The organism is Hymenobacter sp. YIM 151858-1, assembly GCF_025979705.1.
Lineage (GTDB): Bacteria > Bacteroidota > Bacteroidia > Cytophagales > Hymenobacteraceae > Solirubrum.
Genome location: NZ_CP110136.1, coordinates 843,715 through 868,523, shown reverse-complemented (window position 1 = coordinate 868,523; position 24,809 = coordinate 843,715). Strand labels below are relative to the sequence as shown.

Annotated in this window: 21 protein-coding genes; 15 read left to right on the top strand and 6 right to left on the bottom strand. The window is 63.0% G+C overall.

Annotated elements, in window-relative coordinates; all coding sequences use genetic code 11:
- The first annotated feature begins 46 nt into the window (after positions 1–46).
- On the top strand, positions 47–886 hold the full coding sequence (locus OIS50_RS03645; RefSeq protein WP_264692971.1) for a mechanosensitive ion channel family protein: 840 nt from the start codon (positions 47–49) through the stop codon (positions 884–886).
- 246 nt (positions 887–1,132) lie between these two features.
- The gene (locus OIS50_RS03640) at positions 1,133–2,911 is read left to right on the top strand and encodes a chloride channel protein (RefSeq protein ID WP_264692970.1); all 1,779 of its coding nucleotides are present in this window, start codon (positions 1,133–1,135) and stop codon (positions 2,909–2,911) included.
- 359 nt (positions 2,912–3,270) lie between these two features.
- Here the strand turns inward: OIS50_RS03640 and OIS50_RS03635 are convergent, their stop codons facing one another.
- A complete protein-coding gene (locus tag OIS50_RS03635; RefSeq protein ID WP_264692969.1) occupies positions 3,271–4,461 on the bottom strand; it encodes a cation:proton antiporter in 1,191 nt (396 codons plus the stop codon).
- 51 nt (positions 4,462–4,512) lie between these two features.
- Here OIS50_RS03635 and OIS50_RS03630 point away from each other — a divergent pair, with 51 nt between their 5' ends.
- Positions 4,513–5,778 (top strand): BaiN/RdsA family NAD(P)/FAD-dependent oxidoreductase, encoded by a 1,266-nt coding sequence (locus OIS50_RS03630; protein WP_264692968.1) that lies wholly within the window; start codon positions 4,513–4,515, stop codon positions 5,776–5,778.
- Between the two features lie 40 nt (positions 5,779–5,818).
- Here the strand turns inward: OIS50_RS03630 and OIS50_RS03625 are convergent, their stop codons facing one another.
- Positions 5,819–6,070, bottom strand: coding sequence for a bacteriorhodopsin (locus tag OIS50_RS03625; protein ID WP_264692967.1), 252 nt, complete (start codon positions 6,068–6,070; stop codon positions 5,819–5,821).
- A 199-nt stretch (positions 6,071–6,269) separates the two neighbouring features.
- On the opposite strand from OIS50_RS03625, the gene OIS50_RS03620 reads away from it, so the two are divergent.
- From OIS50_RS03620 to OIS50_RS03595, 6 genes are all read left to right on the top strand, one after another.
- The gene (locus OIS50_RS03620) at positions 6,270–7,775 is read left to right on the top strand and encodes a diadenylate cyclase (RefSeq protein WP_264692966.1); all 1,506 of its coding nucleotides are present in this window, start codon (positions 6,270–6,272) and stop codon (positions 7,773–7,775) included.
- Positions 7,776–8,150: 375 nt separating this feature from the next.
- Positions 8,151–8,681, top strand: coding sequence for a DUF4112 domain-containing protein (locus OIS50_RS03615; protein ID WP_264692965.1), 531 nt, complete (start codon positions 8,151–8,153; stop codon positions 8,679–8,681).
- 84 nt (positions 8,682–8,765) lie between these two features.
- Positions 8,766–9,200, top strand: coding sequence for a hypothetical protein (locus OIS50_RS03610; RefSeq protein ID WP_264692964.1), 435 nt, complete (start codon positions 8,766–8,768; stop codon positions 9,198–9,200).
- Positions 9,200–9,877, top strand: coding sequence for an SCO family protein (locus OIS50_RS03605; RefSeq protein ID WP_264692963.1), 678 nt, complete (start codon positions 9,200–9,202; stop codon positions 9,875–9,877). The genes OIS50_RS03610 and OIS50_RS03605 overlap by 1 nt, the downstream gene beginning before the upstream one ends.
- Before the next feature lie 105 nt (positions 9,878–9,982).
- Positions 9,983–10,414 (top strand): c-type cytochrome, encoded by a 432-nt coding sequence (locus OIS50_RS03600; protein ID WP_264692962.1) that lies wholly within the window; start codon positions 9,983–9,985, stop codon positions 10,412–10,414.
- A gap of 131 nt (positions 10,415–10,545) precedes the next feature.
- Entirely contained in the window at positions 10,546–11,538 is a 993-nt protein-coding gene (locus tag OIS50_RS03595; RefSeq protein WP_264692961.1) for an enhanced serine sensitivity protein SseB C-terminal domain-containing protein, read from the top strand.
- Between the two features lie 100 nt (positions 11,539–11,638).
- Here OIS50_RS03595 and OIS50_RS03590 read toward each other — a convergent pair whose 3' ends face one another.
- Entirely contained in the window at positions 11,639–12,148 is a 510-nt protein-coding gene (locus tag OIS50_RS03590) for a DUF2062 domain-containing protein (protein WP_264692960.1), read from the bottom strand.
- 121 nt (positions 12,149–12,269) lie between these two features.
- Here OIS50_RS03590 and OIS50_RS03585 point away from each other — a divergent pair, with 121 nt between their 5' ends.
- The 6 genes from OIS50_RS03585 to OIS50_RS03560 all read left to right on the top strand — a co-directional run bounded on the left by OIS50_RS03585 (position 12,270) and on the right by OIS50_RS03560 (position 20,784).
- Positions 12,270–13,214: a YihY/virulence factor BrkB family protein gene (locus tag OIS50_RS03585; RefSeq protein WP_264692959.1), complete on the top strand. Its 945-nt coding sequence runs from the start codon at positions 12,270–12,272 to the stop codon at positions 13,212–13,214.
- A gap of 86 nt (positions 13,215–13,300) precedes the next feature.
- Positions 13,301–14,713: a DEAD/DEAH box helicase gene (locus OIS50_RS03580; RefSeq protein WP_264692958.1), complete on the top strand. Its 1,413-nt coding sequence runs from the start codon at positions 13,301–13,303 to the stop codon at positions 14,711–14,713.
- A 263-nt stretch (positions 14,714–14,976) separates the two neighbouring features.
- On the top strand, positions 14,977–16,218 hold the full coding sequence (locus OIS50_RS03575) for a DUF6799 domain-containing protein (RefSeq protein WP_264692957.1): 1,242 nt from the start codon (positions 14,977–14,979) through the stop codon (positions 16,216–16,218).
- Positions 16,219–16,354: 136 nt separating this feature from the next.
- Positions 16,355–17,755 carry an alpha/beta hydrolase family protein gene (locus tag OIS50_RS03570; protein ID WP_264692956.1) on the top strand — a complete coding sequence of 467 codons (1,401 nt, stop codon included), beginning with the start codon at positions 16,355–16,357 and terminating at the stop codon, positions 17,753–17,755.
- 122 nt (positions 17,756–17,877) lie between these two features.
- A complete protein-coding gene (locus OIS50_RS03565) occupies positions 17,878–18,819 on the top strand; it encodes a zinc-dependent peptidase (RefSeq protein ID WP_264692955.1) in 942 nt (313 codons plus the stop codon).
- A gap of 114 nt (positions 18,820–18,933) precedes the next feature.
- Positions 18,934–20,784 (top strand): M2 family metallopeptidase, encoded by a 1,851-nt coding sequence (locus tag OIS50_RS03560; RefSeq protein WP_264692954.1) that lies wholly within the window; start codon positions 18,934–18,936, stop codon positions 20,782–20,784.
- Positions 20,785–20,890: 106 nt separating this feature from the next.
- On the opposite strand, the gene OIS50_RS03555 is transcribed toward OIS50_RS03560, so the two are convergent.
- From OIS50_RS03555 to OIS50_RS03545, 3 genes are all read right to left on the bottom strand, one after another.
- A complete protein-coding gene (locus OIS50_RS03555; protein ID WP_264692953.1) occupies positions 20,891–22,330 on the bottom strand; it encodes an erythromycin esterase family protein in 1,440 nt (479 codons plus the stop codon).
- A gap of 249 nt (positions 22,331–22,579) precedes the next feature.
- Positions 22,580–23,299, bottom strand: coding sequence for a pirin family protein (locus OIS50_RS03550; protein ID WP_264692952.1), 720 nt, complete (start codon positions 23,297–23,299; stop codon positions 22,580–22,582).
- 604 nt (positions 23,300–23,903) lie between these two features.
- Complete coding sequence (locus OIS50_RS03545) at positions 23,904–24,743, bottom strand: helix-turn-helix domain-containing protein (RefSeq protein WP_264692951.1); 840 nt, start codon at positions 24,741–24,743, stop codon at positions 23,904–23,906.
- Positions 24,744–24,809: the final 66 nt, after the last annotated feature.

Here is a 24,809-nt window from a genome sequence, read left to right as displayed (position 1 = left end):
GCGCCCGGCTACCAGCCAGCCGCTTTCTTCCACCGAACTCCGTTTTATGCTTCTCGACGATATCAACCGCGTCTTTGTTCATTACTGGGAACACCTCATCGAGCTGCTGCCCAAGGCCGTGGTGGCCATTGTGCTGCTGATTATTGCCCTTTTTCTGTCGAACCGCATCAGCCGCCTGGTGGGCGGCCGCCTGCACGCCCGCTCCCACGACCCGCTGCTGGCCGAGTTCCTCACGCGCCTCACCCGTTGGGCTCTTATCCTGCTGGGCCTCACGGTGGTGCTGCAGGTACTGGGCATGACGGGCTTGGTGGGCGGCATGGTGGCCGGTGCCGGCCTCACGGCTTTTGTGGTGGGCTTTGCCCTGAAAGACATTGCCGAAAATTTCCTTGCCGGCGTGGTGCTGGCATTCAACCGACCGTTTCGCATTTACGACACCATCCAGATTCGCGATAACAAGGAGCTGATGGGCCGCGTGGAAGCACTGAACCTACGCACCACCCTCATCAAAACCTTCGACGGCAAGCACATTTACCTGCCCAACGCCATGGTGCTGCGCGAGCCGCTCATCAATTACACCCGCGACGGGCACATCCGCCAGGACTTCCAGGTAACCGTTGACGTGGGCCAGGACCCCGGCCCGGAGCGCGTACGCGAAATGCTGCTGGTATTTGTGCGCGGTTTCAAAGACGTGGAGCGCGACGAGCCGCACACGCCCTACATCATCCTGGAAAAAACAGAAGGCCCGAAGGCCACCTTCCACATCTATTTCTGGACCTTTTCGGAGGATTACCGCCGCGGCACGCAAGAGCTGAAAAGCGAGCTGATGCAGGCTATTCGGCAGCAGCTGGTGCAGCAGGGCTACCCCGAGCCGGCGGCCGTGCAGTAGAGGTGAACGAGTGGATGGGCGGATGGGCGGATGAGTGGATGAGTAGCTGAGTAGAGCTGGATTGATGCCGCTTCTGCACCCGCAGTTGTCTACTCAGCCATTCATCCTCTCATCTACTCATCCAAGTCATCCAATCATCTGCTCATCTACTTAGCTACTCATTGATTTTTATCCGTATCATGCGAGTAGCCAAAACGGCCGGATGTTTGCGGCGTGCTCAGCCCGCTGCCAAGTACCGCCTCCTGCATGCCCAAAAACGTTGTTCACCGTCTGCTTAGCCCGCTGCTGCTCTGGCGCCTGCGCCACGTAAGCGACCGGCTATACCTGATTATGGTGAGCATTTTGGTAGGTGCGCTGGCCGGCCTGGCGGCCGTGCTGCTCAAAAACAGTGTGCACTGGGGCCAGGAGCTGCTCTACGGCTGGGTACCCGAGCAAAAGCGGGTATTCGCGCTGTTTCTGTACCCCATCATCGGCATTGCCCTAACGGTGCTCTTTACGCGCTACGTGCTGGGCGGGCAATTGGGGCGCGGCATCGGGCCCATCATCTACTCGGTGGCGCGCCAAGGCTCGGTGGTACCCCGCTCGCGCATGTACTCGCAGTGGGTCAGTTCGTTCCTGACGGTTACGTTTGGCGGGTCGGCGGGTTTGGAGGCGCCCATTTCGGTTACGGGTTCGGCCATTGGCTCCAACCTGGCCCGCGTGCTGCGCGTGAGCCGGCGCGAGCGGCGCCTGCTGGTGGGCTGCGGCGCCGCGGCCGGCGTGGCGGCCATCTTTAACTCGCCCATTGCGGGGGTGCTGTTTGCGGTGGAGGTAGTGCTGAGCGAGCTGTCGGCGCCGTTTTTCATTCCGCTGCTCATCTCCTCGGCCACGGCCACGCTGGTGTCCAAGCTGCTGTTTTCGGGCCAGCCCTTCGTGCTGATTACCACCAGTTGGTCCGTCGATACGGTGCCGTTTTACCTGCTGCTGGGCCTGGGCGCGGCCCTGCTTTCGGTCTACATGATCCGCATTTACTTCGCGGCCGAAAAGTGGTTTGAGCGGTGGCGCGGCTCGTACCGCAAGGTGCTGCTCGGCGGCACGGCCCTGGGCGTGCTGGTATTTTTGTTCCCGACGCTTTACGGCGAGGGCTACAACATTGTGCAGTCGTTGCTGAGCGGCGAGCCCAGCCACTTGCTCGATGCGAGTATTTTCTCGGTGTACCGCGACGAAAATGTGTGGATTCTGCTGCTGGTGGCCGGCAGCTCCATGCTCCTGAAGGTGTTTGCCACGTGCATTACCATTGGCGCGGGCGGCAACGGCGGCATGTTCGGCTCGTCGTTGTTTTCGGGGGCCTTGCTGGGTTTTGTCATTGCCCGGCTGATCAACCTGAGCGGCCTGTTTGTGGTGCCCGAGGTGCACTTTGTGGTGCTGGGCATGGCCGGCACGCTGGCCGGCGTGGTGCACGCGCCGCTCACGGCCATCTTCCTAATCGCCGAAATCACGGGCGGGTACGCGCTGTTTGTGCCGCTGATGTTCGTAACGAGCTGCTCCTACATCATCACCCGCTACTTCGAGCCGTACTCGGTGTACACGCGCAAGCTGGTGCAGCGCGGCGTGTATGTGCACCAAGACCGCGACCGGGGCCTGCTCGCCCAGCTCGATTTGCCGCGAATGGTGGAAACCGATTTCGAGCCCATTCAGCCCGATGCAACCCTAGGTGAACTGGTAGACATTTTCCGCCATGCCACCCGCAACCTCTTTCCGGTGGTGGATAACGACGGGGCCCTGGTCGGCATCATTTCCCTCGATCAGGTGCGCGACGCCCTGTTCGACGAGGAGCACTACAACACCACCCGCGTAAGCGACCTGATGACCGAGCCCCCCGCCACCATCAACGTCGACGATACCCTGCTCGACATTTTGCGGTGCATGGAGCAGCTCAACGTATGGGCGCTGCCGGTGCTCAAAAACGGCCGTTACGTTGGCTTCCTGCTCAAATCGGCCATCCTGGCCGGCTACCGCAAACAGCTCATCAAGGAAAGCGAGTAAGTGCAGTTGGTGAGTTTGCGAGTTTTGAGTTCAGGAGTCGGTAGGTTTTGAGAGTTAAGCTGATGAGTAGTTGGAATAGGAGCCAACTACATCCAGGCCTGACCGTTCCTACCTGTCATCCTGAGCCAAGCGAAGAGCTCTACCGGGACCCCACCCCCCGGCCCCCTCTCCAAAAGAGAGGGGGAGTGTATGCTAACGGACGACAGCACGCCAGATGTCTCGCTTCGCTCGACATGACAGCCGGGCCCTAGGTCGCCTGGCTCCCCTCTCCTTGGGAGAGGGAGTTGGGGGTGAGGTTCCTCGTCAGGATAACAAGCCTGCCCAACTCCTAAACGCAAAACTCTTTAACTCCCAAGCTCCTAATATTCCCCCAACTGGGCGGGCTCTTTGCTGGGCAGCTGAAGCCCGACGAGCATCAGCAGGCCGGTGAGCAGGATTACCACGAACAGGATGTTTTCGCTGACGCCCTCGATGAGGTGTTTCTCGGGAATACTGTAAAACAACAAAATGGTAATGAGGCCTTTGGGCGCGATAAACACCTCCGGCACCAGGCTGGAGCGCGATACGTAGCGCAGGTACACATAGCGAATGGCCGTGAGCACGCCCACAATCAGCGCCCCTTGCAGCAGCAGGCGCGCATCGAGCACGTTGCTGAGCGTGATGGAGAAGCCGAAAAGCAAAAAGAAGAACGTGCGGATGAGGAAAGCCGACTCGGCCGTGATGCTTTGCAGCTGATGCAGCTCCTCCTGCAGGCGCTCGAGGCGGAGCCAACGGCGCACCGGCCCGCGCAAAAACAGCTCGGCATTGCTAACCGTGAGGCCGAACACCAGCACCACCAGCAACGACGACAAGTGCAGCTTTTTGGCCAGCGAGTAAATCAGAATCAGGAATGCCAGAATCAGGAAGAACTTGACGTGCAGGCGAATCCGATCGAGCAGAAAGGCCAGCACCACCGTACTCAGCACCGATACCAGCACCACCGCGATGATGTCGCGGCCGAAGGTGAGCACCGACACGCCCTGCGCGAAGTTGTCCTGCGCCACGAAGTTGAAAAACATGATGCCCAGGATGTCGGAAAACGTGCTTTCGTACACGATAAACTCCTGCTTTTCGCCCCCGAGGCCCGCCACGCTGGGTATGGCCACGGCACTGCTGATAACGGCCAGCGGCACGGCGTTGAGCAGGCACGTCTGGAACGGCATCCCTAGGTACAACTGCAGCAGCCAACCAATGGTCAGGGCCTGCACCAGCAGCATCACGGCGGCGGCCACAAACGCGCGCCGGATCAGCGGGCCTTTTTCGGGGTTTATTTTGAGGTTGAGCGACTCCTCGAGCACGATCATGATCAGGCCCACAATGCCGAGCAGCTGCAATGTAACCTGGGGCAGCACCACGGCCGTCCCGGCGTAGTCGACGGCTTGCTTAATGGCTATGCCCGTGAGCAATAGCATCAGCACCGACGGTATTTTGGTAGCCCGCGCGGCCATGTCGAACAGGTACGACAGGATGATGGCAACGCTCAGGTAAATGAGGATGGAGTACGGTCCCATGCGCTCAACATACGCAGCCCGGCCGGGTTTGGCGGGTTATAAGGCCCCGGCATGGTTAAGTTTGCAGCCCATACGCCCATGCAGCAGCACCCCACAGTAGCCATTATTGGCGGCGGCCCGGCCGGGCTGGTGGCCGCCCAACACCTGGCCGAGGCCGGGGTGCAAGGCGTAGCCGTGTACGAGGCGCAGGCCACGCCGGGGCGGAAGTTTCTGGTGGCCGGCCACGGCGGTTTCAACCTCACCAACGGCGAGCCGGTGGCCGCTTTCGGTCCGCGCTACGGTCATCGGCGGCAAGCCTTCGAGCAGTACCTAGGGCACTTTGGGCCCGCCGAGCTGCGCCGCTGGGCTGCCCAATTGGGCATTGCCACGTACGTGGGCAGCAGCGGGCGCGTGTTTCCGCTTGAGGAGCACAAGCCGGCCCACCTGCTGCGGGCCTGGCTGCAGCGCCTCGAGCACCTGGGCGTGCAGCTGCACACCCGCCACCGCTGGCTGGGTTTTGGCCCCGGCGGCGGGCTGCTGATGCGCAACGAGCGTACCGGCACCGAGTTTTCGGTGGCGCCCAGGGCTACGCTGCTGGCTTTGGGCGGCGCCAGTTGGGCCAAAACCGGCTCCGATGGCCAGTGGCTGCCGGTACTCGAGCAGGCCCTGGGTTTGCAAAGCGTGCCCTTCAGGCCCAGCAACTGCGGGGTAGAGGTGGCCTGGTCGGCTTTTTTTCGGGAGAAGGTGGGCCGCACGCCGCTGAAAAACGTGCTTTTGCGCTGCGGCCAACACGAGGCGCGCGGCGAGGTAATGCTGACGGAATACGGCCTCGAGGGCACCCCGGTGTACGCCCTTACGCCCGCCATTCGGGAGGCCCTGCAAGCCCAAGTGCCGGCCCAGCTGCTGCTCAACCTCAAACCCGACCTAGGGCCTGCCGAGGTACTGCAACGGCTGCAGCAAGCCCGCCGCGGCCGCTCGTTGCCCGATGTGCTGCGCCAACACCTGAAGCTGGGCCCACCCATTCCTACGCTGCTGCGCGAGGTGGCCCCCGCGGCCACCCTGGCCGATACTGCCCGGCTAGCCAAACTATTGCAGGCCCTGCCCCTACCCATTACGGCCCTGCGCCCCCTCGACGAAGCCATCAGCACGGCCGGCGGCGTACCCTTCGAGGAAGTAAACGAGCACCTGATGCTGCTGCGCCGCCCCGGCGTGTTTGTGGCCGGCGAAATGCTGGATTGGGAAGCGCCCACGGGCGGCTACCTGCTGCAGGGGTGCTTTAGCACCGGGGCCTGGGCTGCCCGGGGCATGGCGCAATGGCTGCAGCACACGGCCACCTAGGCCGCGGCAAGCGGCCCGCAGGTGCGCCGGAAAGGTGTGGTTATTCGCCCAGGGGCTCCACTTCGTGGGCTTCGGCTTCGGCCAAAATGCGGCGTGCTTCTTCCAGCAAATGGTTGCCCGGGTCGCGCTCGGAGCGGTAGATCAGCCCGAAAAGCACGAAGAAGGAAACGATTGGGAAACAGCAGCCCAGCGCAAACCACAACCAGAACGAGCGGCCGTAGCTTTGGGCACAATAACCCGTAACCAGCGGCAGCCACATCAACGCACAAATCCCACCAAGAAGTAGATCCACCAGCATACCAACGCAGGGCCAAAAAATGAAGGCCGGAGCCTGTTACCCAAGTTAAAGCAATTCCCCGGGGCGCGCAATACTTCTTGGTTCCCGGGTAGTGCTTCAACCTGCCTGCAGCCAAATTGTTACGGGCTTTGCCGGCGGGCTGGCAAGCCCGGCGGCCGGGCTTTCGTATACCTCGGGCCGCTTTGCACGTACCATGCCTCATGTTGGAGGCCGTGCTGCGGCCAGCCTGCTTTATTACCTCCTGATGTGGGAATACCAAAGTTTGTTCCGGGTATCGGCGCAGCTGTTCGCCGAGGGCATATTTAACCTGCTCGATCGTACGCTGCGGCCCGATGTGTTTTTGGTGGGCCTGGCGGTGTCGCGGGGCAGCGAATCGCCCGATGCCGTGCGCCTCGAGGCCGGCTCGCACGACTACACCTCCGCCGATTTCGCCCACGTAAAGGAGCGCGCCAACTCGCTGGAGCGCGAGGGCACCTACGAGCCCGTGTACCACCTGTACCACGAGGAGCAGGACCGCCTCGAAAAGCAACGCTGGTACCTGCTGCTGCGCCGCGCCGTGGAGTTGGAGCTCGAAAGCAAAGCCACGGGCCTGGGCCGCCGCGTGTTCTGCTCGATGCCGGTGCTGCTGAACGGCTACCTCATCATGGCGGTGCTGCAGCTTTCGGCCGAGCCTTTTGCCAGCTATTACGCCCTGCCCGCCAACCCCAAAACGCCCGATGCCCGCCCGGTGTCGCTGCTGCACGCGGTAGTGCGCGAGTTTCTGCTCGACTGCAGCAAGGCCCTGCGCGGCACCGACCTCGACCAGGAAGAAGACCGCCCCATTCTCGACCGCGACTACAACGAGCTGCTGCGCGCCGCCGGCCGGCGCTTTATGCACGCCCCCTCCAGCGGCAACCACGGCCTCTACGACGCCTGCAACGGCGTGGCCGCCCTGCGCCACGAGGGCATCGAGGGCAAAGGCACCATGCTCATTGCCCGCCGCAACCACCCCGCTGTGGTACCCGTGCTCACGCTCGAAACCCCGGTGCCCCTGCGCGACCACCGCTCCGTGCGCAAGCTGCTCGAAATGAGCGAAGGCCGCACTTCGCTTATCTCCGATGGCACCCAGGTATTTGGCCTGGGGCACTTGGCCGAACCGGCCGACGAGCAGTACGAGCCGCTGTTTATGGTGCGCTTCACCACCCACCACAACTGGGAGCTCAGCCACGACAAGGAGCTGATGATGCGCGTGGTATCGGGCACGCCCCGGCTGCCGCAGGCGCGCATCAACGAGCAGTTTTTTGCGGCCACCATTCAGCGCCTCTGGCCTGCCCTCGACGCCAGCACCGTGGAAAACCTCTGGGAGCTGACCATGAAGGCCACCACGCAGCGCACCGGCACCATTCTGGTTATTTCGGAAAACGCGGCGGCCGAGGCCAAGCGCCTCACGCGGCAGAGCTTCCGGGTGGCCCCTAGGTTTATCACGCCCTCGGTGCTGTGCCTCGTCACCAACATCGACGGCGCCGTGCTCATCGATCCGCAAGGCACATGCTTTGCCATTGGGGCCATTCTCGACGGGCTGGCCACCGAAAAAGGCGACTCCTCGCGCGGCTCGCGCTACAACTCGGCCGTGCGCTACGTCGAAAGTGCCCGCTACCCCACGCTGGCGGTGGTAGTAAGCGAAGACGGCTGGATCGACTTGCTCTCGTCGAAGAAGTAAACATCCGGGCCGTGGTTGCCGGTACCAGCGGGCCAGCTACCTTGGCGCGATTATTCAGCCCTGCCTGGCTGCACTGGTTACTGACAAATAGCTTGTTATGCCACTCGTTATCAGCTACCCAACCCGCCACCGCCTGCTATGGCTGCTCGTGCTGTTGCCGGCCGCCTGCCGGGCTTTGGCGGCCCTGGTGATCGGCGCCTAGGTGCCGCCGCACGCGCCTGCCCGGCGGGAGCGGCGCCGCGGCGGGGCAGGCCTGCTCGCCGCCCCTAACCCACCGAAGCTGTGCCCAGCGGCTGCCCGCGCCGCATGTTTATCCGAGCACCTAGGGTTTGCGTACAAGTAAACTGCTGAGCTCCTTGGCTCGCCCCTGCGCCCATGGCTACTTCCGCTTCCGTGCCCAACCGCTACGCCCACACCCGCACCGGCTCGCCGCCCGATACCGACGCCCGCCTGCGCTGGGTCGACCACGTAGCCCACCTCATGGACAGCCAGTTTCGGTTGCCCGGCACTAACTTTCGCTTCGGCCTCGATCCGCTCCTGGGCCTCATTCCCGTCGTGGGCGACCTAGGCTCCTTTGCCGTGTCGGCCACGCTCATCATGACGATGGTACGCCACGGCGCCTCGCGCAAGGTTATCGTGCTCATGGTGCTCAACGTGCTGCTCGATACCCTCATCGGCAGCATCCCCATCATCGGCAACGTGTTCGATTTCGCCTACAAGAGCAACGAACGCAACGTGCGCCTGCTGCGCCGCCACTACGCCGAGGGGCGCTACCAGGGCCGCGGCACCGGCATTATCGCAGCCGTGGCCGTAGGCTTGCTGCTGATGTTCGGGTTGGTGGCTTGGGGCCTCTGGCACGTGGCCGCCTGGCTGTGGCAGTACGGCGAGCAACACTGGAACTTTTAACCCTTTGGCGGGGCTGGGCGGTGCTCAGCCCCGCTTTGCTTGGCGGGCACACCAAATAATCAATGGCGGGCTACCTTTGCACCCGTGAACACCCGACGTAGCACCCCAGGCTGGCTGCGGGCCTTGCCGCTGCTGGCCGTTGCGGCCTCGAGCTGCCTGCAGCTTCAGAGCGACGAAGAGAAACAGGCCTATGCCGAGCAGCAGCTAATGGCCCGCCACGATGCCCTGATGGCCCGCATGAGCGAGCTGTACCAGCTGCGCCAGCAGCTGGCCACCGTGCCCGATACCGCGGCGGCCGGCCGGCAGCGCCGCTCGCTCCTGGCCGCCGACCAGGCCATGATGAGCTGGATGCACCAGTACCGCAAGCCAGCCGACACCGTGCGGCACGAGCGCGTGCTGGCATATTTTCAGCGTCAGCAGCACCAGATCGACTCCGTGGGTGTTTTAATGCAACAGAGTATCGACTCGGCCCGAGCCCTGCTGGGTACGGCGCCCAAGCCCGCTGCTTCTTCCCACTGATGATGTTTCGCACCCCGATTTTCCGCTCGCTGCTGGGCCTGGCTACGGCCGCCCTGCTACTGCCCGCCTGCCGCTTTAACTCTGCCGACACCCCCACTACCGCCCGCCTGCCCATGCTGGGCGAGCCGGAAGTAGTGGCCCCCGGCGACACGGTGTATCCGCGCATTCCGCGTTTCACGCTGCTCAACCAGGACAGCGTAACCGTTACGCCCGCCACCTTTGCCGGCAAGGTGTATGTGGCCGACTTCTTCTTTACTACCTGCCCCAGCATCTGCCCCAAAATGTCGAGCGAGATGCTGCGCGTGTACGAGAAGTACAAAAACGACCCGCGCGTGAGCTTCGTGTCGCACACCATCGACCCCGAGCACGATACCCTGCCCGTATTGCGCGACTACGCCCAGCGCCTGGGCGTGCAAAATGCCCGGCAGTGGCACTTCGTAACGGCCCCGCGCGACACCATTTACCGCCTGGCGGGCAATTATATGGCCGCCGTGGAGCGCGACAAAACCGCCCCCGGCGGCGCTGTGCACAACGGCGCCTTCGCCCTCGTCGACCCGCAGGGCCACGTGCGCGGCCTCTACGACGGCATCAACCCGCAGGAAGTCGACCGGTTGTTGAAGGATCTGCCCGTGCTGCTCAACGAGCTGGCGCCGGCCAAGGCCACCGCGGCTAAGTAAACGCGGCAACGCCGCTCCCATGCTTTTGGCAGCAGGCCCTAGGTGCATTACCACCCAGGGCCCGCTGCAAGGCAATGGTCATCACCCGTACCCACTCCTACCCCGATGGCTACTCGCCCCATGTCTGCTTTTCGGCGCTCGGCAGTGTTGCTGCTAGCCGTTGCATTGGCTTTGCCCAGCTGCTTCACCGACCGCCAGAACGAGGGCCAGAAGCTGTACGCCAACCACTGCGCCAGCTGCCACGGCGACCAGGGCCAGGGCCTGCGCCGCCTCATTCCGCCCGTAGCCGGCGCCGATTACCTCACCAAGTACCGCGCCGAGTTGCCTTGCCTTATCCGGCGCGGGCAGCAAGGGCCCATCGTGGTGAATGGCGTGCACTACAACCAGGTGATGCCTGGCCACGAAGACCTCACCGATTCGCAGATTACCAACCTGCTGAACTACGTGCAATCGGCGTGGGGCAACCAGGGCGAAAAGTATACCATCCGGGAAGTAAGCGAACTGCTCGACCGTTGCCAGGGCTCCGACGGCCAGTAGCCCCCCTGCCTATCCCGTTAGGGCTGAACCACCTAGGCCCGCCGCACCCAGCTTTTCGGCCGATTAGCGGCTCGGCAGCTGGTTGTTCGGCCAAACCTCATTAGTTTGCATCTTCATCCGCATACCGAATTATGGGTCTGTTTGACTTCCTAAAGAAAAAGCCCGCCGACGAAGCCGCCGCCACGCCGGCGCCGGCGCAACCTGCTGCCTCGCCCGCTACCACTTCTTCCGAGCCGGAGGATACCAAAACCGCTGGCGGCCCGCGCTACCAGCGCCCGGCTTTTGCCGCCAAATCGGCCGCCGAAATGCAGCCGGCCGCTCCGGCTTTCTCCTCGGTTCCGGAGATGCCGCCGATGCCCGAAATGCCGCCCATGCCGCCTTTCGATCCGCAGAATAACCTGGAGAATGCGTTGCTGATGGCCTCGCAGGACCCGCAGTACCGCCTTGCCTTTTACCACGAGCTGCTGAACGCCGAAGTGCTGGTGCTCACGGCCGTGCCCGAGGGCGGCCAGCCCGGCGAAATGACGGTTGAGGAAGGCACCGAAATTCAGCTGCAAGTGCTGCACGACGGCCGCATTCCGATGTTCTCGTCGGAGGAGCGCATTTACGAAGGCGGCGCTACGCCCGAGCAAGTGGCGTTTATTCGGGTGCGTGGCGAGGGTTTCCTGCACATGACGCAGGGCGCCGAGTGCGTGCTCAACCCTTTCTCGCCCTACGGCAAGCTGCTGGTGCTGCCCGAAATCGAAGACCTGCTGAGCGGCCGCATCTTTGCGCCGCCCGCCGAGGAGCAGCAAGGCCCGCAGGCCCAGCTGGTGCCCATGGCCGAGCACCCCGCCGAGCTGAAAGCCGCGCTGCAGGATTTCTGCGCCCAGCACCCCCACATCGAAACCGTTTACCTCTCCGACGTACTCATCGAGGGCGAAGAAGCCCCCAGCCGCATGCTGCTGGCCTTTAAAGTCGACGGCGAAGACATGGATTTTCTGCAGGAGCTCGGCCCGATTTTGCAGGCCCACTTGCCCAACCAGAACACCATGGACGTTGCCCGCCTGAGCCCCGACCCCAACGAGCCGCTCACGCAGTACTTCAACCAGCAGGAACCCCTCTACGAGCGCACCCTGGCCTAAGCCCTAGGTGCCCGGGCCGAAAGCATTGCCCGGGAGCTAACCCAACAAAAAGCCCCGCGCCAAAAGGCTGCGGGGCTTTTTGTTGAATACACGTTTGGGGCTATTGCGCAACCTGAGCAGCAGCTTGGCGGCGTGCCACGCGCCGCAGCACCGGCAGCAAGCCCGCGTAGAGGGCCAGCGCCACCGGTATCGACCCAAGCAGCCACAAAATCAGCGCCCCGAGCTCGGCGCGCCAGAAAAGCTGAAACGCTGCGGCCCAGTCGTGGCTGAGCAGGTATTGCACCCGGGCCAGCGTTATCTGCGAGCTGCTGGGCCCGCCTAGTAAGCTGGCGCCCTGCCGTAGCAAAGGCAGCAACAGCAGCAATTGCACCGGGCTTAGCAAGTGGCTGATCAGCAGCATGGCGCCCACGTTCAGGCGCAGCCACACGGCTACCGCCGTACCCAGCACGCTGGTAACCCCAAGCAGCGGCACCAAGCCAAAGGCCGTACCCAGGGCAATGGTAAGGGCCAGTTGCGTGGGCGAAAGCCCTTGCCGCAGCTGGCTGAGCAACGGCTCGATTACACGACGACGAAAAAAACCTGGACGGGTGGGCGTAACAACTGATGACATGCCGGGCAGAAAAGCAGCGCGAGTACCTAGGATGAGTTGGCAGGTAACAGCCAACCCCGCCGCCGCGTTCTAACAACTTTCGCGCCGTGGCCGGCCAGGGTTGCTGCGCGGCTGATTATTTATGACAAAAATACGCCCCACCGGCCGGCTTCACCAACGTTGGCCCGATGTACTCGTTTTGCTGCGCCGCGCCGGCCGCGAGCTTTCGGCCCACGACCCGCTGCGGTTGGGCGCCGCAACGGCTTTTTTCACCACGTTTGCGCTGCCTCCCATCCTGATATTATTTATCAGCGTGCTCGGGGCCTTGTACCCGGCCTCGCAAATACGCGCGCTGCTGCTGGCCAAAATTGCCGACCTGGTGGGCACGACCGGCGCCGAGTTGCTGGCGCAAATCGTTACCAACATGGTCAACATCGAGCGCAACCTGATCGTGACCACCCTCGGCTTTGTATTCCTGATGTTCGTGGCTACTACCTTATTCGTAGTTATCCAAAACTCGCTCAACGACTTATGGCAGGTGAGGCCGCGGCCGCAAAAAGGCCGTCTGGGCAGGGTACTGCGCGAGCGGAGCCGCTCGGGCGGTGCTCTGGTTGGTACTGCCCTTCTGTCGGTAGTGGCCGTAATGGCCGACTCGGGCCTGCACTTGTTCGGCGAAATGGTGGCCGGCCTAGGGCAAAGCCTGTTGCTGATGCTGTTGCAGGGGCTAAACAACCTTATTTCGTTGCTGATCCTGGCGGCGTGGTTTGGGCTGGTGTTCCGCAACCTCAGCCACGCCTACGTGCCCTGGCCGGCGCTGTGGCGCGGCGCTTTGCTTACGGGGGTGCTGTTCGAAATGGGCGAGCAGGTGCTGCACTTGCTGCTGCGCCCGCGCAACCTAGGGCCCATCTACGGGCCGGCCTCGTCGGTGGTGCTGCTGTTGCTGTTCGTGTTCTACTCGGCCATGATTTTTTACTTCGGCGCCAGTTTCACCAAAGTATACGCCCAGTACACCGGCCACCCGCTGCGGCCCAAGCCCTCGGGCGTTCGCTACCGCCTGGTAAACATTGCGGAGCCCGAGGCGGCCTAGTTTCCCGGCCAGCCCGGTATTAAAGCCTGTTCCGCCAGCAGCACTAACGTTTCGTACCTTCGTGGCCTGCTTTTGAATTTCAGCCGATGTCCGACGCTCCGATTACGCCTGCCCCCGCCGCCCCCGACTTTGACAACCTAGGCCTGGCCGAGCCCCTGCAGCGTGCTCTGCAGGAGCTGGGCTACACCCAGCCCACCGCTATTCAGCAGCAGGTGGTGCCGCTGGTGCTGGCTGGCCAGGACATTGCCGGGCAGGCACCTACGGGCTCGGGCAAAACGGCGGCCTACGGCCTGCCGCTGCTACAGAAGCTTGATTTGCAGCTCGATGCCGTACAGGCCATTGTGCTGGTGCCCGCCCGCGAGCTGGCCCTGCAGGGCCGCGACGAGCTCAAGCGCCTGGGCAAGTACCTGCCGGGCTTGCGCGTGGCCGCTTTTTACGGCGGCCACGGTTTTCAGGAAGAAACCAAGAGCCTGCGCCAGGCGCCGCACGTGCTGGTAGCCACGCCCGGCCGCCTGTTCGACCACCTCGACCGCCGCACCTTCATCCCCAACAAGCTGCAGATCCTCGTTATCGACGAAACCGATAAGCTGCTGGAGCTGAAGTTTCAGGAGGCCCTGGCCAACATTGTGCAGCGCCTGCCGCGCCGCCGGCAAACCTTGCTGTTTTCGGCCACCATGCCCGAAAAAGTGCTGGAGCTGGTGCGCCGCAACCTCACCCGCCCGCGCCACGTGCAGGCCGGCGCCGAGGGCGAGTCGCTGCCCGAGTCGCTGACCTTGCTGGGCCAGTTTGGTCCGGCCGAGAAAAAGCCGGCTGCGCTGTTTCATTTGCTCCAAAAGCCCGAAACCGGCCGCACGCTCATCTTCTGCAACACGCGCCAACGCTGCGAGGAGCTAGCCCGCTTCCTGAGCAGCCGTGGCGTGGCCGCCGAAGCCCTGCACGGCAAAATGCCCCAGCCCGAGCGCGACAAAGCCCTGCTGAAACTGCGCAACGGCTCGGCCCTGGCCCTGGTGGCTACCGACGTGGCTGCCCGCGGCATCGACGTGCAGGACCTCGACACGGTTGTGCAGTTTGAGGTGCCCGACAAAGCCGACACCTTTCAGCACCGGGCCGGCCGCACCGCCCGCGCCGGCGCGGCGGGTACCGCCTACGTGCTGGCCACCCCAGCCGAGCAGCAACAGGTGCAACGGTGGCAACTACCGAAAGCCGTGCGCTGGCAGCCGCTGCACGCGCCCGCGCTGCCGCCCGCTGAGAAAACCATCCGGCCTACTACCGTTACGCTGCACGTTTCGGCCGGCCGCAAGGAGAAGGTTTCGGCCCACGACCTGGTTGGCGCCTTGGTGAACGTGGCCGGCCTGCAGCGCGAAGACGTAGGCCGAATCGAGATATTCGACCACTACAGCTACATTACCGTGCCGCGCGAAGCCGGCAAAGCCGTGCAGCAAAGCATGGCCGGCGCCCGCATCAAAGGCCAGAAAGTACGCGTGACGGAGGTACGCTAAGCGTACCCTCGTAGCCAGGCCGCCGCGGGGCTCCTGGGAGAACTGTTCTCCCGGGAGCCCCGCGGCGGCTTTTTAAGGCTGGTATTACTGCGCGCAAACTGCCAGGGAAGCTGGCGAGCGGCGGAGCTGGCACCGCCGCCAATGATGCGCTTTATAGGCGAAATGTGACCATCAGGCTTATCAATCTATTACAATCAACGAAAAATGCAGCAAGCTCGACAATTCCGGTATACATTGCGGTGCTCTAATCTTACCACACACCGATGCATAAACGTTTACTTACCCATCTGTTTACCTGGCTGCTAGTCATTGGCCTAGGTACCCACAGCTATGCCCAAACCCCGGCCGCGCCGGGTGGCGGCTACACTGCCTGGTTTGAGCTGCGCAACAACGTGCTGGTGCTGCACTCCGAAGGCAAAAACAAGCCCGTCAGCAAAAGCGTAACGCTGCTCAACGGCACCCGCCTCGATTACCAGACGCGCACCGCCACCCTGGCCGACGGCAAAAGCGTGGCCCTGCGCGAGGGCGACCAGGTAAGCCTCGACGGCACCATTACGCCCGCCGCCGGCGCTGCTACGGCCGCGGCCAAGCCTGCCGCGCCCGCCCCCGCTCCCCAGCCCACCGAGGCCGTGGCTTCGGTGGCGCCCGCTCCGGCTCCGGCCCCCGCAGTGGCCCCCGAGCCCGCCAAGCCTGCCCCGGCCCGCTTTGCCTACCAACCCGTAGCGCCGCGCAACGGCAAGCTCAAGGGCGTGGTGGAGCTGGGTTCGAGCGGCTTCAACTCGTTTGTGGTGCGCGTGGATGCCGACAAAAACTGGAAGCTGGAACGCTCGGAGTTCGGCAACAGCCTCGTGCTCGAAAATATGGCCACCGAAGACGACGTGCGCCGCGGCCTCAAAAGCTACATCGGCCAGATGCTCGACTACGGCGTGCGCGGCCAGGACATTCACTTCGTGGTGAGCTCCGGGGCGCTGATGGCCGACGTCACCAAGCGCATCGTACAAAGCCTCAAGGCCTTGGGCTACGTGGCCACCACCGTTACGCCCGAGCAAGAGGGCGTGTACGGCCTGCACGCCGTGCTGCCCTCCAGCTACACCGGCCGCGCCTTCGTCGTCGACCTGGGCTCGGGCAACACCAAAATTTCGTGGCTGCAGGGTTTGCGCCCCGTGAGCGAAGACACTTACGGGGCCAAGTACTACCAGAAAAACACCCCCGACGCCGCCGTAGCCGCCGGCGTGCGCGAGCAAGCCAGCAAAGTACCGGCAAGCCAGCGCGGCACCTGCTTTATCATCGGCGGAGTGCCCTACGAGCTGGCCAAGGCCGCGCGCCAGGGCCAGGAGCGCTACACCGTGCTGCGCGCCGCCACCGAGTACCCGCAGCTGACGGGCGCCAAAAACCTGGCCGGCCTCAACATTTACCAGGCGCTGCAGCAGGCCACCGGCTGCCAGGAGTTCGTGTTCGATTGGGACGCCAACTTCACCATCGGCTACCTGCTCTCGATACCCTAGGTGCCCACTGGGCCGCGGCGCCCCGCCACCTAGGGCGGGCGCCGCGGCCCTGGCCTGGCGCGCCCGCCGCGCCCCTCGTTTCCGGCTTTATGTATTGGGCGGCGCCTGGCAGCGCCTGTCCGTTTTTATCGTTTTCATGAAACTACGCGTTATCTGCTTATTGCTGAGCGGCTTGCTGCTGCTCGCCGGCCCGGGCCGCGCCGCCCGCCCCTGCGCCGATACCCCCGCTCCGGCCCGCACCCTCGACGGCCTCTGGAAAGGCCCCCTGAAAGTGCCCGGCGGCCAGCTCGAAGTGATTTTTCGGTTGGTGAAGCTAACTGGCGGCCAGTACTTTGCCACCCTCGATGTGCCCCTGCAGAAAGTTAGCCACATGGCCGTGCACGTGGATGTGCGCAGCGACACGGTGGTGTTTTTTGCCGAAGAAGCCGCCTCGCGCTTTACCGGCCGCCTCAGCCCCGATGGCCAGCAACTGATCGGCCAGTGGCACCAGCCCGGCTACGAGGTGCCCATGACGCTGCGCTACGCCCCGCCGGCCACCGCGCCCGGCGGCAAAGTGCGCCTCACGCCGCCCTACCGCGAAGAGGAAGTGGCCTTTGCCAACGCCGCCGCGGCCGTGCGCCTCGGGGGCATGCTCACGGTACCGCCCGGTCCCGGGCCGTTTCCGGCGGTGGTGCTGGTGAGCGACGCCGGCCCCCTCGACCGCGACGCCACCCTGGGCGAGTACCGCCCCATGGGCGCGCTGGCCGACTACCTTACCCGCCGCGGCATTGCCGTGCTGCGCTGCGATGCCCGCGGCGTGGGCAGCTCGGAGGGCCGCCCCAACCCCACCCTGGCCGAGCGCGTGGCCGATGTGGAGGCCGCCCTGAACTACATGCGCACCCGCCGCGAGGTTGATTTTGCGCGCCTCGGGGTGCTGGGCCACGGCGAGGGCGGCAACGTGGCGCTGCTATCGGCGGCGCGCGCCCTCGGGCCCACGTTTGTGGTGGCGCTGGCTGCCGCCGGCCTGCCCGGCCAGGAAATGGCCGTGGCCCAGCAAAAACGCGTGCTGCAGTCCATCGGGCTGGAGGCGGCGCAGGTGGCGGCCATGGTGCAGCGCCAGCAGCTCATGCTCGACGTGATTCGGCAAACGCCCGACAACCAGCAGGCCCAGCTCATGGTGGTGAACATGCTGCGCCAGAGCAATACGGCCCTGGAACCGGCCGCCGCGCAGGCCGCCGCCGCCGAGCTTACCTCGCCGCGCTACCGTTTCCTGCTCGGTTTCGACCCGGCCCCGCTGCTGGTGGCCGTAAAGTGCCCGGTGCTGCTGCTCAACGGCACCGCCGACGTGAGCGTGGACGCCGAAACCAACCTGGCTGCCCTCAGCAAAGGCCTGCGCGGCAACCACGCCGTAACGGTAAAAAAGCTGCCCGGCGTAAACCACGGCTTTCAGGCCGATGCCGCCGAGTGGCCCATCGTGTCGGGCGAGCGGCGGCCGGTGTTTTCGCCGGCGGCGCAGGAGCAAATCCGGGCCTGGGTAATGGCTCTTCAGAAGAAATAGACCCCAGGCACCTAGGGCCCCGGGCGCCCGCAACGCGGCCGGTGGGGCGGCGGGCACTGGCCCGCTGCTCCACCGGCCGCGGCCGTTGCAACCAACCTAGGGCGGGCGCGTTGTAGCGCAACATGACTTACCTGATTGGCCTGGCCCTGTTGGCTGGCATTTTCTTCCTGATTTACCGGTACGTAACGAGCGGCACGCGCGAGCGGGCACGCGCTTTGGCGAAACCTTTCCCCGAGGCCTGGCGCGAAATGCTGGCCGAGCGCGTAGCCTTTTACGTGGCCCTTACCGACACTGAGAAGCTGCGCTTCGAAAAACAAGTACAGCTGTTTCTGGCGCAAACGCGCATTACGGGCATCAAAACCCGCATCGACGATGCCACGCGGCTACTGGTGGCTGCTTCGGCCGTTATTCCCATTTTCGGCTTCCGGGGCGGTTGGGAGTACGACAACCTGGGCGAAGTGCTGGTGTTTCCGGATGCCTGGCAGCTGCCCGCCGACAAAGACAAGGAAGTAGCGCCGCTGGAAGGCACGCTGCTGGGCTCGGTGCAAAACTTCCAGACCGACCACTACATGCGCCTTTCCAAAGCCGCGCTGGAGCAGGGCTTCCGCGATGCCAAGGACAAACAGAACGTGGGCATTCACGAGTTTGCGCACCTGCTCGACGAAGCCGATGGCCAAATCGACGGCGTACCGCTGCTGATGCTGCCCCGTGAGCTGGTACCGCAGTGGAAACAGCTGATGCAGGCCGAGATGGAGCAAATTCAGGCGGGCAAATCAAGCATCGGCGACTACGCCGGCACTTCGCCGGCCGAGTTCTTTGCCGTGGTGCTGGAGTACTTCTTCGAGAAGCCCGAGCAGCTGGAAAGCCACCACCCCGAGCTGTACCAACTGCTCACGCGCACCTTCCGCCAGGACCCCGGCCTGCGTTTCGCCCGCTTCGATCCGCGCCGCCTGCTGAAGAAAGCCCCTAAGCGCCTAGGTCGAAACGACCCTTGCCCCTGCGGGTCGGGTAAGAAGTTCAAGCAGTGCTGTCAGCTGGAAGAAGTTGCCGAAGCCCAATCCTAGCGGTGTAGCGCGGGCTTTCCAGGCTGCGCTACAATGGATTCCGCAGCAGATGGTTATTTTGCCCACGCACCTCAGCCAGCTCCAACCCGGCTGCCATCCCCACGCTCTCCCATCATGAAAAAGCACCTCCTCCCGTTGTTCGCAGCTACGCTTCTGGCAGGCTGCGCGCAGAAAGCTTCGGCCCCAGCGGCCACCACGACCACCGAAACGGCGCCTGCCGCCGCGGCCCCGGCGCCGGTAAACTGGCGCGAGCAAGCCGATCAGTTTTTGCAAGCCTACTCGGCCAAGTACCAGCAGCTTTACACGCAGTCGGCCGAGGCTGAGTGGCGTTCCAACACGCGCATTGTGGCCGGCGACACCACCAACGCCGCGGCCACAGCCCGCGCCAACGAAGCTCTTGCTGCTTTCACCGGCTCGGTCGAAAATATCAACCGCCTCCGCGAGCTGCTGGAGCACAAAGCCGAGCTGACGCCCATTCAGGTAAAGCAGCTGCAAACCGCCCTTTACAACGCCGCTGGCTCGCCGCAAACCGTATCCGAGGTGGTGAAGCGCCGCATCAAGGCCGAAACCCAGCAAACCGAGAAGCTGTACGGCTTCGAGTACAAGTACAACGGCAAACCCGTAACCACCAACGACCTCGACCGCGTACTGCGCGACGAGAAAAACCCGCAGCGCCGCCTTGCGGCCTGGGAAGCCTCTAAAGCCGTGGGCCCCACCCTGAAGGAAGGCCTGCTGAACCTGCGCACCCTGCGCAACCAAGTGGTGCAGGCCCTAGGTTACCCCGACTACTTCACCTACCAGGCATCCGATTACGGCATGACGCGGGAGGAAATGATGCAGCTGGTGCGCAAAATCAACCAGGAGCTGCGCCCCCTTTACCGCGAGCTGCACACCTACGCTCGCTACGAGCTGGCCAAAAAATACGGCCAGAAACAGGTGCCCGACTACCTGCCCGCCCACTGGCTGCCCAACCGCTGGGGCCAGGATTGGAGCGCTATGGTGGACGTGAAAGGCCTGAACCTCGACGCCACCCTGCAAAAGAAAGGTGCCGAGTGGCAGGTGCAGCAGGCCGAGCGCTTCTACCAGAGCTTGGGCTTCCCGGCTCTGCCCAAAAGCTTCTACGACAAAAGCAGCCTCTTCCCGCTGCCAGCCGGCGCCAACTACAAGAAAAACAACCACGCCTCGGCCTGGCACATGGACCTAAACCAGGACGTGCGCAGCCTGATGAGCGTGGAGCCCAACACCGAGTGGTACGAAACCACGCACCACGAGCTCGGCCACATTTATTACTACCTCACCTACACCAACCCCGATGTGCCGGTGCTGCTGCGCGGCGGCGCCAACCGCGGCTACCACGAGGCCATGGGCTCCCTGATGGGCTTGGCCGCTACGCAAAAGCCCTTCCTGGCTGGCCTAGGCCTGGTTGATGCCAAAACCCAGACCAACGAAACGCAGACGCTGCTCAAGGAAGCACTCAACTACGTGGTGTTCATTCCGTTTGCTTCGGGCGTGATGAGCGAGTGGGAAAACAGCTTCTATGCCGATAACTTGTCGCAGGATCAGCTGAATGCCCGCTGGTGGGAGCTGGCCAAGCAATACCAGGGCATTGTGCCGCCCAGCACGCGCGGCGAGAACTTCCTCGACCCCGCCACCAAAACCCACATCAACGACGACCCGGCGCAGTACTACGACTACGCCCTTAGCTACGTCATCCTGTTCCAGCTGCACGACCACATTTCGCGCAACATCCTGAAGCAGGACCCGCACGCCACCAACTACTACGGCAACAAGGAAGTAGGCAAATTCCTGCACGACATCATGTACCCCGGCGCCTCGGCCGACTGGCGCCAACTCCTGCGCGAGAAAACCGGCGAAGACCTCTCGGCCCGCGCCATGGTAGCCTATTTCGAGCCGCTGATGACCTACCTGAAGCAGCAGAACAAAGGCCGGAAGTACACGATGTAATTCCAGGCCATTTAAGCACGAAAGCAAAATAGCGACGCCCAACAGCTTGTTGGGCGGCGCTATTTTGCTTCGGAATTGGGAGCTATACTTTACTAAGCAGGCAAACCTAGGTCCCCGATGGGTATAAATCGGGTGGCTCGTTGCCTTTTACCGGTGTATTGATTGGGTGCAGCGCAGTGGTTTTGTCCAGGTAGATAAAGGCATCGTAGCGCTGCGGAATTATGGATGGCACGTAGTTGCCAAATCGCTCCAGGCGCGGGCTGTATACCACCCCGATGGCTCGGTGACCTAGGCGCTTTTTGAAAAAGCTGATGTCGCGCAGGTCTTTTGAAAGCAGCAGTTTATCCGTCGGGCCAGCGGCGTGAAGCAGCTGCTCCCAGCTGCCTGTCTGGGCCTCGGGCACCAGCATTTGCTTAAGCGGGTCGCCCCAGGCATCGGCGGCAATTACCGAGCCCTGGTACGAGCCGAACCCCACGATGAACACGTTTTCGCGCCCAAGCTGTTGGCGTGCGAGTTGCCCCACGTTCACCTCGGCGCTGCTGGCCATGTCGGTGTAGCGGGCGTCGCCCACGTGCGTGTTGTGCTCCCACACAATGGCTTTGCTTGCGGGGCCGTGTAGCTCGAGCAAGCGGCGCAGGGTTTCCATCATGTGCCTATCGCGAATGTTCCACGACTCGGAGTTGCTGCGCGTCATGGCTTGGTAGTACCGCTCGCCGTTGTAGGCCACCAGGGCGTTTTGCTGGGCTACAAACAAACTTTCATCCTTTGGCACGGCACCGCCTGTCAGCCGCTCCATGCCTTTCCAGAGGCGGTTGGTTTCGGAGTAGCAGGTTTTGTCGGCGCGGGCTACGGCCATGGCGTACTCGTGCGCATCGCGGCCAAAGGGCTGAAAGCATTTATGGGCTTTTTGGGCGGCCTGCAACAGCTCGGGGTTGGCGCGTTGCAAGTGCGGCTGCAGGTCGGCCAGTGCTTCCCACAGGCAATACACATCGAGGCCGTAGAAGCCGGTGCGGTCGGCGGCGGGGCGTTGCTGGTTTTGCTGGTTGAGCCAGGTTACCAGCGAGGCCACTTCGTAGTTGCCCCACATCCAGGTGGGCCACCGGTTGAAGTGCCGCAGCACCTGCACCGCCGCGGCGCTGTCGCGCCTAGGCCCTTTCACAAAGTTGTTGACGCGGTAGGAGTCGGCCCACTCCCCTTCCGCGGCAATAAAGTCGAAGCCTTTCTCCTGAATCAGGCGCTTGCTCAGGGCCGCGCGCCAGGTGTAGTACTCGTGGGTGCCGTGCGAGGCCTCGCCCAGCAGCACCACCCGCGCATTACCAATTTGCTGGATTAATCGGTCAAGGTCTTTCTCGTTGCGCAAGGGGTAGTGCGGTATTTGCACGCGCACGGGTTTCTGCTGGGTTTGGCTGGCCAGCCGAACTGGCAACGCCGCGCCCGAAGGCAGCGGTGGCCCCGTGGGAGCAGGCTTTTTGTCGGAGCAGGCCAGCAGGTGGGCTCCCAAAAGCAGCACCGCGAGCCATTTAGCCAGGTGGTTTATCGTCAGCATCGGCTGGTGTTGTTAGCAAGTGCCCAGGGCAGGCAAATGCTACTTGGTACTCACGTGCGCATGCGGCTGTTGCGCGGCACCACACGTAATTCCGGCCCGATAAACCCTTAATCAATCAGGCATTAACCCCAACTATCTGGTAAGTATATTATGCAATGGCAGTGCTTGGGTGCCGATTGCCGCCAAAGCAAAAAGCCGACCTAGGGCCGGCTTTTCGTTGAACAGTAAAAATCCTAGGTCGGATCTTCCTTAATAATTGGCTTCGGCCGCGGGCAGGTCGATGAGGATGAACTGCGCGTCGCGCTCGGCCCGGATGTGAATAACGTGCTCGTCGGTGGCGCGTACCTGGTCGCCGGGGCCCATTTCGGTGCCGTTCACGAACAGGCTGCCCTCCTTCAGGTAAAGAAAGGTGTTGCGGATGGGGAACGTCTTGAATTCGATTTCTTTTTCGGCGCGCAGGTTGCTCCAGTAAATCGTGCTGTTGGAGTTGATGTACACCACGTCTTCGAGCACTTTTTGGCCCGACACCAGCGGAATCAGCTCGTTTTTCGAGTCCAGAAAATCAATGTCCTTCTGCTCGTAGCTCGGCGAAAGGCCCTTCATGTTCGGGATAAACCACAACTGGTAAAAGCGCAGCGGCTTGTCGGTGCGGTTGTACTCGGAGTGGGCCAGGCCGGTGCCGGCCGTCATGCGCTGCACCTCGCCGGCCTTGATGGTCGTTTTGTTGCCCATCGTGTCCTCGTGCGTGATTTCGCCCTCCAGCACAATGCTCACGATTTCCATTTCGTGGTGCGGGTGCTGCGGAAAGCCCGCGTTCGGGGCTACCGTGTCGTCGTTGAACACGCGCAACGGCCCAAAGTGCATGTTCTTGGGGTCGTAGTACTCGGCAAAGCTGAACAGGTGGAAGCTGCTGAGCCAGGCAACGGGCTGGGCGTGGTAACGTTCGGTAGCCGGAATGTAAGTGAGCATGGTCGTGGTCGGGCTTGGATGTCCTGTGTGGTTAGGATGCAATATAAGCTGCCCCGCATACGCGGCTCGGCCGGCTAAAGTTAGACCACGGATTCAAGCGGATTTTTCGGATTCCGCGGATTTTGAAACCGTCATACACGGCTGCGCATGTCTGGCGCGAGTCTTAGCACGCAGGGCGCGACTCGTGTTGCAGCATGGAGGGGAGTCTCCAGACTCCCGTGCCGTGAACGATGCCGCCTAGGTGCCGGTGATGGCTCAGAAGCCAAGGAGTTGACGCCAGCAAGCTGTTTCCTAGGTTACTATGGGCCGTTCAACGCCCGGGAGTCTGGAGACTCCCCTCCATGTTTGGGCACGAGTCGCGCCCTGCGGGCCCAGACTCGCGCCAGACATGCCAGGGTGCCAGATCAGTACAGTACAGCCAAAGCGGCAAACGCTGTTGCCAGCGCTGTGGCCGGCCTAGGGAGCAGTCTGCCAAGCCGCCGCGGCACTTCAGCGACCTAGGCTTGGGCTGAAAACGAAAGCAGCCCGACCAAACGGCCGGGCTGCTTTGTAGTTTATCGTCCAAAAAATCCGCGAAATCCGGCGAATCCGTCTAAATCCGCGGTCAGGCTTTCTTCATGGTGGTTACCTGCTTTTGCAGGTCGAGCACGATGCTGGCCAGGCGGTTGAGCGAGAGGTCGGCAATCGGGAAAGTGCTGCTGATGTAGCTTTTGGCTTCCCAGATTTCAAGTACGTCCTCCACGTCAATCTCGTAGGGCGAGTAAACGGGGTTGTCGGAGTGCAGCGTCAGCGAAGCGGCTTCCTTCAGGCGGTTGTACACGCGCTTGAAAACGATGCCTTCTTTTTTGCTTACTACCACGCAAGGCGTGCCGTCTTTCACCTCGTTCCAGTCGGCTACGTAGCGGCCCACGATTACGGTACCCGAGGCGATGGGCAGCATCGAGTCGCCCGAAATTTCGAAGGCGCGGAACGTGCCGTTCTGGCCCAGCATGGGCAGCCGGAACTTGGGCAGCTCCTCGATAAACTCCTGATCGGCGTAGCCATTCAGGTAGCCGGCCGAGGCCTTCAGGGGCACCAGCTCGATGTTTTCGTTCTGGTCCTGGTCAACCGTAAATGCCAGTACGCGCAGGTTGTCGCCTTTGGCTTTTTCGGCTACGGTTGCTACATCGGCGCCATCGGTACCGGTGGCACCCAGGGCGGGCACGTTCTGCAGCTGGCGCATCACGGCCGCGGCCTGGCGCTTCTTCGAGAAATCGGTGGTTACCAGGGCATCAAGCGAAATACCGAACAAGCGGGCCATCTTCACCAGCGTGGTGAGCTTGGGCTCGGCTCGGCCTTCTTCGTAGGCTCCGATCAGGGAGCGTTTGATGCCTAGTTTATCAGCAAGCTGCGCTTGGGTGAGTCCCAGTTCGCGGCGCCAAAATTTCAGGTTGGTGTTAATCATGGGGCGGGGTGGCCGGCTAACAAGATTCGCCCTCAGTGGCTTGCCGGCTCGTGAAGGTAGCAACAG